This window comes from Telluria sp. ZT3P39, from assembly GCF_059685935.1.
In genome coordinates this window covers 61291-76248 of sequence record NZ_JCASIH010000008.1, presented here as the reverse complement: position 1 = coordinate 76248, position 14958 = coordinate 61291, and the positions used below count along the sequence as shown (strand labels likewise).

At 63.5% G+C, this 14958-nt stretch carries 15 protein-coding genes; 8 read left to right on the top strand and 7 right to left on the bottom strand.

Going from position 1 to position 14958, the window contains the following annotated elements:
* Positions 1-32: 32 nt before the first annotated feature.
* The 7 genes from AC56LR_RS10495 to AC56LR_RS10465 all read right to left on the bottom strand — a co-directional run bounded on the left by AC56LR_RS10495 (position 33) and on the right by AC56LR_RS10465 (position 7663).
* Positions 33-1184, bottom strand: coding sequence for an ATP-binding protein (locus tag AC56LR_RS10495; protein ID WP_497130105.1), 1152 nt, complete (start codon positions 1182-1184; stop codon positions 33-35).
* Positions 1181-1567, bottom strand: coding sequence for a response regulator (locus AC56LR_RS10490; protein WP_497130103.1), 387 nt, complete (start codon positions 1565-1567; stop codon positions 1181-1183). Before AC56LR_RS10490 ends, AC56LR_RS10495 begins: the two co-directional genes overlap by 4 nt.
* Positions 1568-1639: 72 nt before the next feature.
* Positions 1640-1849: a hypothetical protein gene (locus tag AC56LR_RS10485; RefSeq protein ID WP_497130102.1), complete on the bottom strand. Its 210-nt coding sequence runs from the start codon at positions 1847-1849 to the stop codon at positions 1640-1642.
* Positions 1850-2082: 233 nt separating this feature from the next.
* The gene (locus AC56LR_RS10480) at positions 2083-2907 is read right to left on the bottom strand and encodes a response regulator (protein ID WP_497130100.1); all 825 of its coding nucleotides are present in this window, start codon (positions 2905-2907) and stop codon (positions 2083-2085) included.
* Positions 2900-5233, bottom strand: coding sequence for a PAS domain-containing hybrid sensor histidine kinase/response regulator (locus AC56LR_RS10475; protein ID WP_497130098.1), 2334 nt, complete (start codon positions 5231-5233; stop codon positions 2900-2902). The genes AC56LR_RS10480 and AC56LR_RS10475 overlap by 8 nt, the downstream gene beginning before the upstream one ends.
* Positions 5234-5297: 64 nt before the next feature.
* Entirely contained in the window at positions 5298-6047 is a 750-nt protein-coding gene (locus tag AC56LR_RS10470) for a Crp/Fnr family transcriptional regulator (RefSeq protein ID WP_497130097.1), read from the bottom strand.
* 251 nt (positions 6048-6298) lie between these two features.
* A complete protein-coding gene (locus AC56LR_RS10465) occupies positions 6299-7663 on the bottom strand; it encodes a M23 family metallopeptidase (RefSeq protein ID WP_497130095.1) in 1365 nt (454 codons plus the stop codon).
* A 184-nt stretch (positions 7664-7847) separates the two neighbouring features.
* Here AC56LR_RS10465 and tyrS point away from each other — a divergent pair, with 184 nt between their 5' ends.
* The 8 genes from tyrS to ruvC all read left to right on the top strand — a co-directional run bounded on the left by tyrS (position 7848) and on the right by ruvC (position 14951).
* Positions 7848-9089: a tyrosine--tRNA ligase gene (gene tyrS / locus AC56LR_RS10460; RefSeq protein ID WP_497130094.1), complete on the top strand. Its 1242-nt coding sequence runs from the start codon at positions 7848-7850 to the stop codon at positions 9087-9089.
* Positions 9086-9544 (top strand): D-aminoacyl-tRNA deacylase, encoded by a 459-nt coding sequence (dtd, locus tag AC56LR_RS10455; protein WP_497130093.1) that lies wholly within the window; start codon positions 9086-9088, stop codon positions 9542-9544. The genes tyrS and dtd overlap by 4 nt, the downstream gene beginning before the upstream one ends.
* A gap of 69 nt (positions 9545-9613) precedes the next feature.
* On the top strand, positions 9614-10276 hold the full coding sequence (locus tag AC56LR_RS10450) for a YbhB/YbcL family Raf kinase inhibitor-like protein (RefSeq protein ID WP_497130092.1): 663 nt from the start codon (positions 9614-9616) through the stop codon (positions 10274-10276).
* A gap of 52 nt (positions 10277-10328) precedes the next feature.
* Positions 10329-10994 (top strand): histidine phosphatase family protein, encoded by a 666-nt coding sequence (locus AC56LR_RS10445; RefSeq protein WP_497130090.1) that lies wholly within the window; start codon positions 10329-10331, stop codon positions 10992-10994.
* Positions 10995-11135: 141 nt separating this feature from the next.
* A complete protein-coding gene (gene dusB / locus AC56LR_RS10440) occupies positions 11136-12161 on the top strand; it encodes a tRNA dihydrouridine synthase DusB (protein ID WP_497130088.1) in 1026 nt (341 codons plus the stop codon).
* Positions 12162-12286: 125 nt separating this feature from the next.
* Positions 12287-12520 (top strand): helix-turn-helix domain-containing protein, encoded by a 234-nt coding sequence (locus AC56LR_RS10435; protein ID WP_027865797.1) that lies wholly within the window; start codon positions 12287-12289, stop codon positions 12518-12520.
* 90 nt (positions 12521-12610) lie between these two features.
* Entirely contained in the window at positions 12611-14197 is a 1587-nt protein-coding gene (purH, locus tag AC56LR_RS10430; RefSeq protein WP_497130086.1) for a bifunctional phosphoribosylaminoimidazolecarboxamide formyltransferase/IMP cyclohydrolase, read from the top strand.
* 217 nt (positions 14198-14414) lie between these two features.
* Positions 14415-14951, top strand: a complete 537-nt coding sequence (gene ruvC, locus AC56LR_RS10425) for a crossover junction endodeoxyribonuclease RuvC (RefSeq protein WP_497130085.1) — start codon at positions 14415-14417, stop codon at positions 14949-14951.
* Positions 14952-14958: the final 7 nt, after the last annotated feature.

Below are 14958 nucleotides of genomic sequence, written 5' to 3'. Positions count from 1 at the left end.
CGCCCCGGCCACGGCCTGGCTCGGCGCATGCGTCAGTCGTCGTTCCTGCGATTGGGCACGACGCGCGGCAGGCGCGCGGAAATGACGACGCCCTCATCCTTGTTCGAGATCACGGAGACTTCGCCCTCGTGCGCCGCGACAATCTGCTTCACCACGTATAGCCCCAGCCCCAGGTTCTGGGTGCGTGCGGAGGCGCGCTCGCTTGCAGGACGGATGGCGAAACGCTTGACCGGGTCGAACAGCGTGCGCAGCTTGGCCGGCGGGATGGGATCGGCCTGGTTGCGCACCTCGTAGATGACTTCATTCGGGAGGCCGCGCAAGGCTACCTTGACCGCTGCTTCCGGCCTGCCGTGCTCGACGGCATTCGAAATGAGGTTGGAGAAGGCCTGCGACATGCGCGCGCCGTCCCAGGCGCCGATCAGGTCGCCCTCGACCACCAGGTCGATCTTGCGGTCCGGATGGAAGGTGCGCGCTTCCTCGACCACGCCCTGGCCGATCTCCGCCAGGTCCACGGTGTGCGGATCGACCGGGATGCCGTCGCCAAGGTGGGTCGTCGAAAAGTCCAGCAGGTCGCGGACAATCGCATCCATTCGTTTCGTGCTGTTGAAGATGCGCAGGGCAACCTTCAGGACTTTCGCCGGCAGAGTCTGGTCCTGCAGCAGCACCTGGGCGCCCATGCTGATGGCGCCGAGCGGGGTGCGGACATCGTGGCCGAGAATGGCCAGGAAGAGGTTCTGGGCTTCGCGCAGCATCTTCGCGTAGCGCGCCATGGATTCGGTCTGGGCCTGGTCGATCGACTCGTTAAAGCGGATCATGTCCTGGACGTCGCCGGCCGTCGTGATCTCGGCCTGGCGCGCCCACAGGCGCAGCACGCTCGAGCGCAGGGCCCGGTATTCGGCCATCACCTGCTCGCCGGTGAAGCCCGAGGCGACCCGGTCGGCTGCATGGATCTCGGCCGCGGTATCGTCTGTCGCCTGCGGGCCCTGGCCCTTGGACTTGGCAATGCTCTCATGCTCGGCCTGGGGGGTATCCAGGTCGGTGGCGACGGCTTTCAGGACGGCCGCAGCATGGTCCCGCAGTTCTTTTTTATTGGCATCTGCAAGTGGTTCGAGGGTCGACGCGAAATCTTCCCACTCCTGCAAGATGCATTCAAGATTGTTGCGGATAAAGTCTGATAATTTCATTGATTTCCTGAATGTGTCTGGGCGGTGGGCGCGCTGTTCTGTAGTAGCGTGCGCACCTGCAGTAATAGTTCTTCTGCCAGAAACGGCTTGCGCAGGAAGGCGTCGTACGCCTTTCCGCCAGCAACCTGGCACTGCAAGGAACCGCTCATCAGCAAGATGGGAAACTGCCCATCGACGGGACTCGATTTGAGTTGCTCGCTCAACTGCAGCCCGGTCATGCCCGGCATGCAGCAATCGGAAATGAGCAGATCGGGCTGCTGGCGCGAGATTCTCGCCAGCGCTTCCGAGGCGCTCAATACGACGCTGACCTCATAGCCGTGGGACTCCAGCATCATCGAGCAATTTTCCGCCAGGTCCGAATCATCGTCTGCTATTAATATCATGCTTCTCTCCTTATGTGGACGGGGTCACAGCGCGTGCAGGCAAGGCTGGCGGCCGGAGCCGCCAGCCTGCGATCAGCGCTGCGGGACCACGATCACCGTGTCGCCGGTCCTGCCCTTGTCACCTTTTTCGCCGTCGTAGCCCTGGGCGCCGGTGTCGCCGGTTGCGCCAGGCGCACCGGCAGGACCGGCGACCACCTGGACGACCGGCGGCGGCGCTTCGCGCTGGCAGGCCGACAGGGTAAAGGTAGCGGCGATGGCGAGCAGGATGAGGGAATGTTTCATGGTGAATCCTTGTATGGGGTCGTGCGCCGCAGCAGGCCAACGGCTCGACGGCGTCGGGCAGCGTTGCGTGGCGGGAGGGGAAATCGGCCGGGAGGCGCAGCCCCAGGTCAGGTGACCGGGGGAGGGGCGGTAGCGGGGAGTAGGACCATCATGCTCCGCCGCTTGAGGTAGTTCCGTTCGGAACCGAACACAAGTTATTGCCGCCATGCAGTTTGCAGGCGGCGTCCTTCACATCATCCTGTTCGCTGCATGCGTTCGCTGATATCGAGCCCGATGCCGCGGTAGCCAACAAACGCACTGGCTGCGTCGAACATCGGTTCGCCACTGACCTGGAGGGTCTGGATCCGGCCGTCCGGCAGGGTGCGGCTGTAGACGAAGTCGAGGAAGGGCTGGCGGTTCGCGATGCGGGCGTCGAGCGTGGCCCGTTCCTCGACGTTCCAGCCGGCCGCCGCCAATTCCTCGGTCGTGGCGCCATGGCTGATGCCGAGCATCTCTTCCACGGGACCGGAGAACTGCGTCAGCTTGCCGGCCGCATCCTGCTCCCAATACCAGTCCGACGACAGCTCCGTGAAGCGCTGGAAACGCGCTTCGCTCTGCCGCAACTCGGCCGTGCGCTCGAGCACGGTCTGCTCGAGCAGGCGGTTGTGGTCGTTCAGCCGCCGGTAGAGCAGGCGCACTTCCAGCATGTTGTGGATGCGGGTTTGCATTTCCACGAAATCGAAAGGCTTGCTGACGAAGTCTTTCGCTCCCGCCTGCAGGGCGCGCAGCTTGTGTGCCGGCTGAGCCGTGATCACCAGCACCGGCAGGTAGCCGCCGACTTCGATCTCCTTGAGCGCCTCGATCACCTCGAATCCGTCCATCTCGGGCATCTGCAGGTCGAGCAGGATCAGGTCGAAGCGGTGCTCCTGGTGCAGGGCACGCACCGTGCGCGGATCCTGGGTGGTCGTGACGTTCTGGTAACCCTCGTTATTCAGCATCATCTCGAGCAGCATGACGTTCGCTTCCTGGTCATCCACGATCAGGATGGTGGCGTTCAGAATTTCGCTGGCTTCAAGCATGGCAGTTCCGTGAATGGTCATCGTCGTGGTGAGGTGGGAGTTCGTTGTCGGGCGGCGTCGGGCAGTAAGCGGCGGCGTGCACCAGCGCGAGATCGAGCGCATTCATGAATTCGTGCACGCGGATCGGTTTGGTCAGGTAGCGGAAGAAGCCCGCTTCCAGCCCTTTTTCGATATCGCGCGGCACGGCATTGGCCGACAGCGCCAGCACCGGGATGTGCGCCGTGAGGGGATCCTCGCGCAGGCGTTTCAGGGCGCCATAGCCGCTCATGCCCGGCAAATTGATGTCCATCAGGATTACGTCCGGCAGGTAGGCGCGCGCCAGTTCGATGCCGAGGTGGGCGTCGATGGCCGTGAGCAGTTTCAGGTCGCCGCGGCGCGCGATCAGCTGCTCGACCAGGGCCAGGTTGGCCGGGTTGTCTTCCACGTACAGCAGGGTCGGCTGGTCGGCCAATTCCCGCGGCAGCACCGGGCGGCGTTCGAGTGCCCCATCGTCGATATTGTCCAGCAGCAGGGTCGGCGGCGCGGAGGCCGCGAATTCCACCCAGAACACGGTGCCCACGTCGACGATGCTGTCGACGCCGATCTGGCCACCCATCAGCTCGACCAGTTGCCTGGTCACCACCAGCCCGATGCCCGTGCCTTCTTCGACGCTGTCGTGCTGGCCGAGGCGGTTGAATGGCTGGAACAATTGCGCCAGTTGCTCGGCCGACAGGCCGGCGCCGGTATCCTTGACGCTGATGCGCACGCGATCGGTGCCGCTGTTGGCGCACTGGACGATGACGCTGCCGCCGAGGCCGTTATACTTGATGGCGTTCGACAGCAGGTTGATCATGACCTGCTTGATGCGGGTGCGGTCGGCGTGCACGTAGAACACGTTGTCGGGCGCCGGGAAGCTCATCCCGATGCCGCGCTTGGTGGCCTGCGGCTCGATCATGCCCTTGCAGTCCTGCAAGACTTCGTTGATCGACATCGATTCCTGCGACATCGTCACCTTGCCGGCCTCGATCATGGTCAGGTCGAGGATCTCATTGATCAGGCGCAGCAGGTACCAGCCGCCTTTCAGGATCTGGTCGATCGAGCGCTGCTGGCGCGGGTCCGGCGGCGGCACTTCCGAGCCCATCAGCTGGGCAAAGCCGAGCACCGCATTGAGCGGCGTGCGCAGCTCATGGCTCATGCTCGACAGGAATTCGGATTTGGCCAGGTTGGCCTTGTCGGCCGCTTCGCGTGCCGCATGCAGCTCGACATTGCTCTCCTGCAGCGCGTGTTCGAACTGCTTGCGCTCGGTGACGTCGCGCGCCGCGGCAAACACGCCCTGCAGCTTGTGGTCGCGGTCGTGCAGCGTGGTCGCATTGAACGAGACCACCGTTTCCTTGCCGTCGCAGGCCAGCACCGTCAGTTCGTAATTCCTGACCTTGCCTTCCTGGAGCACGCGGGCGATCGCTTCGTCGCTCCGCTGCGGCTCGGTGAAACAGCTCCTGAAGGGTGCGCCGATCAGTTCGTCGCGGGTACGGCCGGTCAGCATTTCCATCTGGTGGTTGACGTCGCTGATGATGCCGCAGGGGTCGGTCGTGATCAGCGGATCGATGTTCGATTCGATCAGCGAACGGGTATAGAACTGCTGGTCGCGCAGGCGCTGGTCGAGCAGTTCCTGCTCGGCCTCGACCTGCTTGCGGGCGGTATTGTCGGTGCCGATCAGCAGGAAGCCGATGACTTCGTCGCGGGCGCCGCGCAGGGCGGTGACCGAGACCAGCGCCGGGAAGCGGGTGCCGTCGGCGCGGATATAGGTCAGCTCGTAGATGTCTTCGATGCCGCGCACGGCCTTGTAGACCAGCGCCTCGAAGCCGGGGCGGATCGTGGCGCCGGATTCCAGGCTCAGCGCGGCCGCACGTTCGATCAGTTCCTTCGCATCCGAAATGCTGGCCGGGGTCAGCTTGTTGACCACGTCCTTCGGGGCATAGCCGAGCATGCGCTGGGCGCCGACGTTGAAGATCTGGATCACGCCCTCGGCATCGGTGGCGATGCTGGAGAAATTTTCGCTGTTGAAGATGGCGTCCTGCAGCGCGCCGGCTTTCAGCAGGGACTCGGCCGGCGCCGGCTCCTGTGCTTGCATGATCTTGCGCAGGCGCGCCTGGCGCCTGGCCACGACCAGCAAGCCGGCCAGCACGCACAGCAGCAAGCCGAGGCTGGTCCCGATGCGCAGCGCAGCCGAATGGCTCACGGCGCCTTCGTCGAGAGCCACCGCGCTGACCAGGAGCAGGACGGTAAAGGTGGCAATGAAGCCGGCCGCCATCAGGCGCTCGACGGAAATGTGTCGCTTGTTTCGCATAGTGCTATCTCAAATGGGACAAGGGGCGCCAGCCTGCGCCCGGGAGGTGTCGGCGATGGCGCGCTCAGGCAGCGCGCGCGGGCAGGCCGGCGGGCTGGCGTTGGCGCACGTCCGACAGGAGCCGTGCGAATTCCTTCTTGACCACGACATAGCATTCGCACACCTGGTCTTCCAGGCCGAGCCGGTCGAGCACGGTGATGTGGCCGCGCCGCGAACTGATATAGCCGCGTACCTGCAGGCGGCCGGCCGCTTCGGTCACGCCTTCGCGGCGCACGCCGAGCATGTTCGAGATCAGTTCCTGCGTCATGGTCAATTCGCCGGTGCCGAGGCGGTCGAGCGTCAGCAGCAGCCAGCGGCACAGTTGCTGTTCCACGCTGTGATGGCGGTTGCACACAGCCGTCTGCGACATATGGGTCAGCAAGGCCTGGGTGTAGCGCAGCAGCAGGCGCATCACCGGGCCGGCGCGGTCGAACTCGTCCATCAGGACGCGCACCGGCAGCCGGTAGCCGAAGCCGCCGGTCTGGATCACGGCGCGGCTGGGCGTGGTGCTGCCGCCCATGAAGAGCGCGACGCCCAGCATGCCCTCGTTCCCGACCCCGGCAATTTCCGATGAACCGCCGTTTTCCAGCAGGTAGTGGATCGAAATAATGGCGGTCGTCGGAAAATAGACGTAGTCCGGCTTGGCGCCGGATTCGGACAGGACATCGCCAAGGAGCAGGGGAACGAGCTGGAGGTGAGGGGAGAGGCGGTCGAACTCGGCGTCGAGCAGGGCAGCGAGGAGGTGGTTCTGGTTCGGGTCTTGCCGGGGTTGCATACTGCCTTATTGTTCAGTCGGGAAAGACTGATTAAGGGTCAGGGTAGCATGCGGCCTGCATTACACCTACAAGTATCTTGCCTAAAATATATACAGCAAGCTAAGCGCGCTACCGAACGGAACCGCCTCATGCAGAGGTAGATAGTGTCACGCCGGAAGCAACAGCGCGGGCAAGAAACGCTCCCTGCGCCAAACAAAACGCCCCGCGGCATGCAAGATGCGGCGGGGCGTTTTACGTCAGGAGACGAAGATCAGCGGGCTGCCATCGCGTTGCCGCTTGGTGCCAGCAGCGAGAAACGGTGGTTCATTTCGGCTGCGGCCATGCGGAAGCGGTTCAGTTCGGCCGCGGTCAGCGGCTGCTGCGCCAGCGACTTGAACTTGTTCGGATCCTTGGCGTCGCCGGAAACGCGGAACTCGTAGTGCAGGTGGGGGCCGGTCGACCAGCCGGTCGAGCCGACATAGCCGATGACCTGGCCCTGGCTGATCTTGCTGCCCTTGCGGATGCCCGGAGCGAAGCGGCTCATGTGGGCATAGGCGGTGCTGTAGTTCGACCAGTGCTTCAGGACGACCTGGTTGCCGTAGCCGCCGCTGTTGCCGGCGAAATCGACGGTGCCGTCGGCCGAGGCGCGGATCGGGGTGCCCTGGGTAGCGGCGTAGTCGACGCCCTTGTGCGCTTTCCACTTGCCCGACAGCGGGTGCACGCGCATCGAGAAGCCCGACGAGATGCGCGAGAATTCCAGCGGCGACTTGAGGAAGGCCTTTTTCAGGGCCTTGCCGTCGAGGCTGTAGTAGCCGCCCTGCTTGGTGACCGGGTCTTCGAACCAGACCGACTGGTAGGCCACGCCGCGGTTGACGAATTCGCCGGCCAGGACGCGGCCGGTTTTCACCAGTTCGCCGTCGAGCCAGAAGGTTTCGTACACGACGTTGAAACGGTCGCCGCGCTTGATGTCCGAGCGGAAGTCGATGTTGGTCGAGAACATCTCGATCATTTCGCGAACGATCGAGTCCGGCATGCTGCCGCCATCGACGTTCGAGTCGGTGGCCGAGAACAGCGAGCCCTTGATTTCACGCGAACGCATTTCGACGCGGCGCTCGAGCTTGGCCGGCGCCTCGACGGCGACGAAGTCTTCGCCCTTGCGCTCGACCGTCACCTGGCGTGCATCGCCACCCTTGGCGTCGGTGATGGTGGCGCGCATCGACAGCAGCAGGCCATTTTCATCGGTTTCGGCCTGGACGCGCTTGCCGGTCTTGAGCGACAGCAGGCGGCGGGCGGTTTTATTGGAACGAACGAATTTTTGCGCTTGGGCGTCGTCGACACCGAGGCGGTTGAAGAGGGAGCCGAGCGAATCGCCAGGGCGGATGCGCTCTTCGTGGATGAATTGCTGCTCGTTTTGCTGGAGGGCGGCGATCTGGTCTGCCAGGTTCGGCATTTCCAGGTTCTGCTGGATCGACTTGACCGGCACGTCGGACGTGTCGGCAGTGATCGGCGAGACACCAATGGCGCTGAAAGCGCACGCGCTCAGGAACACCGCACCGGCGCTGAGGATACGCGCCTTGCGGGTTACCGGCACCAGCTGGAGCAGGCTTTTAGGGGTAATTTTATGTGTAATGTTCATGCAATCAGTTAAAATTTGCGGCTGAACTTCCAGGATTCCTGCTTCTTGTAGATTTGAAAAGTTTTCTACAGGAAATAGAAACGGGATCGAGCATTATACCACTTAGATCTGGTCCTACAACCGCTTTAGCCAATTTCCTACAAGACTTATGACTTCAATTGTTTCCTCCGGTAACGGCGCCCCGGTGAATTCTTCCGCCCCCTTGCCGTTGACGGACAAGGTGCGCGAGGCGCTCGCCATTACCAGGCGCGGTGTCGATGAACTGCTGATCGAGAGCGAATTTGCCCAAAAGCTGGCGCGCTCCGAACAGAGCGGCAAGCCGCTGCGCATCAAGCTGGGCCTGGACCCGACCGCACCTGACCTGCACCTTGGCCACACGGTAGTGCTCAACAAGATGCGTCAATTGCAAGACCTCGGCCACCAGGTGATTTTCCTGATCGGCGACTTCACATCGATGATTGGCGACCCGTCGGGCCGAAATGCCACTCGTCCGCCGCTGACCCGCGAGCAGATCGAAGAAAATGCGATGACGTATTTCCGTCAGGCATCGTTGGTGCTGGACGCCGCGCGTACGGAAATTCGCTACAACTCAGAGTGGTGCGACCCGCTGGGCGCACGGGGCATGATCCAGCTTGCCTCGCGCTACACCGTTGCCCAGATGATGGAACGGGACGATTTCACCAAGCGCTACAAGAGTGGGACACCGATTGCGGTGCACGAGTTCCTTTACCCTTTGATGCAAGGCTATGATTCGGTCGCCCTGCAGGCGGACCTGGAACTTGGGGGCACCGACCAGAAATTCAACCTTCTTGTTGGCCGCGCGCTTCAAAAAGATTATGGGCAAGAGCAGCAGTGCATCCTGACCATGCCGCTGCTCGAGGGCCTGGACGGCATCGAAAAGATGTCGAAATCGAAAAACAACTACATCGGCATCACCGAAGCCCCGAGCACCATGTTCGGCAAACTGATGAGTATTTCCGACGACATGATGTGGAAGTACTACAACCTGCTGTCCTTCCGTTCGATCGCCGAGATCGAGGCGGTGAAGGCCGAAGTCGCCGGCGGCGCCAACCCGCGCGATGCGAAAGTGGCGCTGGGCAAGGAAATCGTGGCGCGCTTCCACTCGGCCCAAGCCGCAGACGATGCGCTGGCCGACTTCGTCAACCGCTCCAAGGGCGGCATCCCGGACGACGTGCCGGAAGTCAGCCTGTCGGGCGCTCCGATGGGCGTGGCGCAATTGCTCAAGCAGGCAGGCCTGTGCGCCTCGACCTCGGAAGCCATGCGCATGATCGACCAGGGCGGCGTGCGCATCGATGGCGCCGTGGTCAGCGACAAGGGCCTGCAAGTCGAGGCCGGCAGTTTCGTCATGCAAGTGGGCAAGCGCAAGTTCGCCCGCGTGATCTTTGCCGGGGCGCCGGCTGCATGATTGCCCTGCTGCAGCGGGTCAGTGAAGCCAGCGTGCGCGTCGACGGCAAGGTCGTCGGCGCCATCGAGGCCGGCCTGATGGTGCTGGTCTGCGCCGAGAAGGGCGATACCGAGCGCGAAGCCGACCTGTTGCTGGCCAAGCTGCTGGGCTATCGCGTGTTTTCCGACGAGGCCGGCAAGATGAACCGCAGCATTACCGATACCGCTGGCGGCCTGCTGCTGGTGCCGCAGTTCACCCTCGCGGCCGATACCAAATCGGGCACGCGTCCCTCGTTTTCGCCGGCGGCGGCGCCCGAAGAGGGGCGGCGCCTGTTCGACCATGTCGTGCGCCAGGCCAGGGAACGCCATGGCAGCGTCGAGACCGGCAAGTTCGGCGCCGACATGAAAGTCGGCCTCGTCAACGACGGCCCGGTGACTTTCTGGCTGCAGGTTGATCCGATCGGGGTTTTGCGTTGATTCGCGCCCGGTTGCGCTGAAACCCGCGCTGGCCACGGGAGTCAATAGCAATATGGCCTGGGAGGACGTATGCGAATCTGGAGCGAGTCATTTATCGAAGGCGAGGCGATCCCGCCGGAATGCGCTTTTGCGGCGATCGACCCCGTCAGCCACGTCAGGCTGTCGAACAACCGCAGCCCGCACCTGGCCTGGGAGGACGTGCCACCCGGCACCAATTCGCTGGTGCTGATCTGTCGCGACCCCGACGTGCCGTCAAACGGCGACCGGGTCAACCAGGAAGGCAAGACCGTACCCGATACCCTGCCGCGGGTCGATTTCTTCCACTGGACCCTGATCGATATCCCGACCGTGCTGAAATCCTTCCCCGAAGGCGTGTTCTCCGACATGGTCACGCCCCACGGCAAGCCCGGTCCGCTGGTGCCCTTCACCATCAAGAACGGCACCGAGCACCAGTTGCGTCACGGAATCAACGACTACACGAGCTGGTTCGCGGGCGACCCCGACATGGCCGGCGAATACTATGGCTACGACGGCCCCTGTCCGCCATGGAACGACGAGCGGGTCCATACCTATGTGTTTACAATGTATGCGCTCGACATCCCGCGCCTGCCGCTCGAAGGCGCCTTTACCGGTGCGACGCTGCAGCGGGCCATCCGCGGCCACATCCTCGACGAAGCACGGACCTTCGGCATTTATTCGCTCAATCCGGCCATCGCGCCGTCATTAACGTAAGCGCCTGTCGGGCGCGCCACAAACCGCCTTGAGGTTCGGGCGAAGGGACCTCATGCTTTCGAACGACAACGCGCACCCCACCACCATCCTCCTGATCCGCCATGGCGAAACCGCCTGGAACGCCGAACGCCGGCTCCAGGGCCATATCGACATCGCCCTCAACGCCGAGGGCGAACGCCAGGCCGCGCTGCTTGCCGCGGCCCTGGCGCCGGAGCGGATCGACCACATCGTTTCCAGCGACCTGACGCGGGCCCGCCAGACCGCCGACGCGATCGCCCGCGAACGCGGCATGATGGTTGTCACCGACCCGGCGCTGCGCGAGCGCTGCTATGGCGGCTTCGAAGGCCTGCTCTACAGCGAGATCGCGACCCGCTTCCCGCGCGAGTTCGCCGCCTGGCAGGGGCGCGACGTCGACGGCGTCCTGCCGCCGGGCGCCAACCGGGGAGAGAGCTTCCGGCAGTTTTTCGACCGGGTGAGGGCGGCCATCGTCAAGCAGGCGGCGGCGCACCCCGGCAAGACCCTGGCCTTCGTGGCCCACGGCGGCGTGCTCGAATGCGCCTACCGGGCGGCGCTCGGCCTGTCGCTGGAGACACCACGCGACTTCAAGGTGCTTAATGCGAGCGTCAACCGGTTCGTGGTGGAGCAGGGCGGCTTGCGTCTGCTGAGCTGGGGCGAGGTGGGGCATCTTCAGCCGGCGGTGCTGGATGACCTGACCTAGGCGGGGTGGGCCATCCTTTACCCCCACTGCCACCCCCTGCCAATATCACACAAACAACACCCCCCAAAAATTCTGCCGATAATTTGAGCAGCGATTGAGGTAAAATAATAGGTTCCCCGAGAAACTTCTGAGATTTCCGCTTTGCAAATCGGACCTTACATCCTGCGTAATAACGTCTTTGTCGCCCCCATGGCCGGGGTGACGGACCGGCCGTTCCGCCAGCTGTGCAAGCAGCTGGGCGCCGGCTACGCCGTGTCCGAAATGGCGGCCTCGAACCCGCGCCTGTGGGCCAGCGAAAAGACCTCGCGCCGCACCGACCACACCGGGGAAATGGAGCCGAAAGCGGTGCAGATCGCCGGCGCCGACCCGAAAGACCTGGCCGATTGCGCGAAGTTCAACGTCGAGCGCGGCGCCCAGATCATCGACATCAACATGGGTTGCCCGGTGAAAAAGGTGTGCAACAGCTGGTGCGGTTCCGCGCTGCTGCAGCACGAAGACCTGGTCGAGCGCATCCTGCACGCGGTGGTCGAGGCGGTGGACGTGCCGGTCACCCTGAAATTCCGCACCGGCTGGGATCGCCAGAACAAGAACGCGCTGCGTATCGCGCGCCTGGCCGAGCAGGCCGGTATCCAGATGCTGACCCTGCACGGCCGCACCCGCGCCGACGGCTACAAGGGCGACGCCGAATACGACACCATCCGCGCCGTCAAGGCGTCGGTAAACATCCCGGTGGTGGCCAATGGCGACATTACCACGCCCGAAAAAGCGAAATTCGTGCTCGACTACACCGGGGCGGACGCCGTGATGATCGGCCGCGCCGCCCAGGGCCGTCCCTGGATCTGCCGCGAGATCGACCATTTCCTGCGCACGGGCGAGCACTTGCCGGCGCCGCTGGTGGAAGAAGTGCGCGAGCTGATGAACGAGCACCTGCCGGCGCACTACGCCTTCTATGGCGATTTCATCGGCGTGCGTTCGGCCCGCAAGCACATCGGCTGGTACGTGCAAGACCTGGCTGGTGGGGAAGAATTCCGCCAGCGAATGAATTTGTTGGAATCCACCGCCGAGCAACTGGCGGCGGTCGATCTGTTCTTCAAATCGCAACTCGAGCATGGGGAGCGGTTACAATACCGCCCCGCGCTTCCTGCCGATGAGGCGTTGGCGGCTTGAATCAGCCAGCGCGTCGCACCAATGACGCAAGCAGCAATAGTACGCAGTGCATAAAAAATAGAACAAACGGGGACACGCTGCGCCAGCAGCGAGCAATCATTAACCAGGATGAAGCAGCAGAGAACATGAGCAAAGAAAGTATCCAGGAAGTCGTCCAGAAAAGCCTCGAGGATTATTTCAATGATTTGGGCGAGCAAAAGCCGACGAACATCTACGACATGATGGTCCTGACCGTGGAAAAACCGGTCCTCGAAGTGGTCATGACGCGCGCCGACGGCAATCAGTCGCATGCGGCGCAGATGCTGGGCATCAACCGGAACACTTTGCGCAAGAAACTCCAGGAGCACGGTCTCCTCTAAAGCATTGCATGGCGTGGGCCGTGCGTTGGGGCGCGGCCGCTACAAGGTCCGCGCGCCCGGACGCACCAATTCTCAACAACAGGCCACACCATGATCAAACAAGCACTGATTTCCGTCTCCGACAAGACCGGCGTCCTCGATTTCGCCAAGGCCCTGGCTGGCCTCGGCGTCAACATCCTGTCCACCGGCGGCACCGCCAAGCTGCTGCAGGAAAACGGCGTGCAGGTGACCGAAGTCGCTGACTACACCGGTTTCCCGGAAATGCTCGACGGCCGGGTCAAGACCCTGCACCCGAAGGTGCACGGCGGCATCCTGGCGCGCCGCGACCTGCCCGAGCACGTGGCCAAGCTCGACGAACACGGCATCCCGCAGATCGACATGGTCGTGGTCAATCTCTACCCGTTCCAGCAGACCGTCGCCAAGCAAGAGTGCTCGCTGGAAGACGCGATCGAAAACATCGACATCGGCGGCCCGACCATGCTGCGCTCGGCCGCCAAGAACCACCGCGATGTGGTCGTCATCTGCGACCCGGCGGACTACGGCGTGGTGCTGGCGGAAATGAAGGGCACCGGTTCTACTGCCGGCCCGGTCAGCTACGAGACCAAGTTCCGCCTGGCCAAGAAAGTGTTCGCTCACACCGCGCAATACGACGGCGCCATCACCAACTATCTCACCAGCCTGGGCGATGATCGTGCCCACGCGACCCGCGCCAGCTATCCGCAGACCCTGAACATGACGTTCGAAAAAGTCCAGGACATGCGCTACGGCGAGAACCCGCACCAGGGCGCCGCCTTCTACCGCGACCTGACGCTCGGGGCCGGTCTACTTGCCGCCTACACCCAGCTGCAGGGCAAGGAACTCTCGTATAACAACATCGCCGATGCCGACGCGGCATGGGAATGCGTCAAGTCGCTCGGCGGCCTGGGACAGCCTGCCGGCTGCGTGATCGTCAAGCACGCCAACCCCTGCGGCGTGGCGATCGGCACCGATGCGCTGGACGCCTACGGGCGCGCGTTGCAGACCGACCCGACCTCGGCCTTTGGCGGCATCATCGCCTTCAATGTCGAAGTCGATGGCCGTGCTGCGCAAGCCGTGTCCAAGCTGTTCGTCGAGGTGCTGATCGCGCCGTCGTTCACCGCCGAGGCACGCCAGATCATGGCGGCCAAGCAGAACGTGCGCCTGCTCGAGATCCCGCTGGGCGACGCCCAGAACGCCTACGACGTCAAACGCGTCGGCGGCGGCCTGCTGGTGCAGGCGCCGGACGCCAAGAACGTCGGCCTGGGTGAACTGCGCGTGGTCAGCAAGAAGCAGCCGACCCAGCAGCAGCTGCAAGACCTGATGTTCGCCTGGCGCGTGGCCAAGTTCGTGAAATCGAACGCGATCGTGTTCTGCGCCAACGGCATGACCCTCGGCGTCGGGGCAGGGCAGATGAGCCGCATCGATTCGGCGCGTATCGCCTCGATCAAGGCGCAGAACGCCGGCCTGTCCCTGAGTGGTTCGGCCGTGGCCTCGGACGCCTTCTTCCCCTTCCGCGACGGACTGGACGTGGTGGTCGACGCGGGCGCGACCTGCGTCATCCACCCGGGCGGCTCGATGCGCGACCAGGAAGTGATCGATGCGGCCGATGAGCGGGGCGTGGTGATGCTGTACACGGGTGTGCGGCATTTCCGTCATTGATTTTGTAGGGTGGCCGGCTTTGCCGGCCGCGCGTTCAACCATCGTTGGTATGGACGCGAAATTCTTTTCATACGTGATTTGAACGCGCGGTCGTTCGTAATTTCGGGCATTGCCCAAAATTACCCCGACCACCCTACGTGTCAAGCTTTGCCACATCACCTGTGTTTTTACACAGTATTTTCCCCACCAACCCCCTCCAGCCGTATATCATTCCACAATGATTATTCTCGGCATCGACCCGGGCCTGCGCACGACGGGCTTTGGCGTCATCGAAAAACACGGCACGAAACTGCGCTACATCGCGTCCGGCACGATCAAGACCGGCCTTGAGGGCGCACTGCCGCCACGCCTGAAGGTGATCCTGAAGGGCGTGAGCGAAATCGTCTCCGCCTACCAGCCCGGCTGCGCGGCCATCGAAAAAGTGTTCGTCAACGTCAATCCGCACTCCACGCTGCTGCTGGGCCAGGCCCGCGGCGCGGCGATCACGGCCTTGGTCGGCGCCGACCTCGACGTGGCCGAATACACTGCGGTGCAGGTCAAGCAGGCCGTGGTCGGCACCGGCAGGGCAGCCAAGGCCCAGGTGCAGGATATGGTGGCGCGCCTGCTCAAGCTGCCCGGCCTGCCCGGGAGCGACGCCGCCGACGCGCTGGGCGTGGCCATCTGCCATGCCCACAGCATCGACACCCTGGCCCTGCTCGGCGCGCTGGCGCCCACCACGTCCACGCTGCGCATGAAACGCAGCCGCCTCGTCTGAAAACAAC

Coding starts and splice junctions, on each gene's coding strand:
- AC56LR_RS10435 (WP_027865797.1), top strand. CDS start 12,287: ATGAGCAAAGAAAGTATCCAGGAAGTCGTCCAGAAAAGCCTCGAGGAT.
- ruvC (WP_497130085.1), top strand. CDS start 14,415: ATGATTATTCTCGGCATCGACCCGGGCCTGCGCACGACGGGCTTTGGC.
- purH (WP_497130086.1), top strand. CDS start 12,611: ATGATCAAACAAGCACTGATTTCCGTCTCCGACAAGACCGGCGTCCTC.
- AC56LR_RS10495 (WP_497130105.1), bottom strand. CDS start 1,184: ATGAAATTATCAGACTTTATCCGCAACAATCTTGAATGCATCTTGCAG.
- AC56LR_RS10445 (WP_497130090.1), top strand. CDS start 10,329: ATGCTTTCGAACGACAACGCGCACCCCACCACCATCCTCCTGATCCGC.
- AC56LR_RS10485 (WP_497130102.1), bottom strand. CDS start 1,849: ATGAAACATTCCCTCATCCTGCTCGCCATCGCCGCTACCTTTACCCTG.
- AC56LR_RS10450 (WP_497130092.1), top strand. CDS start 9,614: ATGCGAATCTGGAGCGAGTCATTTATCGAAGGCGAGGCGATCCCGCCG.
- AC56LR_RS10470 (WP_497130097.1), bottom strand. CDS start 6,047: ATGCAACCCCGGCAAGACCCGAACCAGAACCACCTCCTCGCTGCCCTG.
- AC56LR_RS10480 (WP_497130100.1), bottom strand. CDS start 2,907: ATGCTTGAAGCCAGCGAAATTCTGAACGCCACCATCCTGATCGTGGAT.
- AC56LR_RS10475 (WP_497130098.1), bottom strand. CDS start 5,233: ATGCGAAACAAGCGACACATTTCCGTCGAGCGCCTGATGGCGGCCGGC.
- AC56LR_RS10490 (WP_497130103.1), bottom strand. CDS start 1,567: ATGATATTAATAGCAGACGATGATTCGGACCTGGCGGAAAATTGCTCG.
- dtd (WP_497130093.1), top strand. CDS start 9,086: ATGATTGCCCTGCTGCAGCGGGTCAGTGAAGCCAGCGTGCGCGTCGAC.
- AC56LR_RS10465 (WP_497130095.1), bottom strand. CDS start 7,663: ATGAACATTACACATAAAATTACCCCTAAAAGCCTGCTCCAGCTGGTG.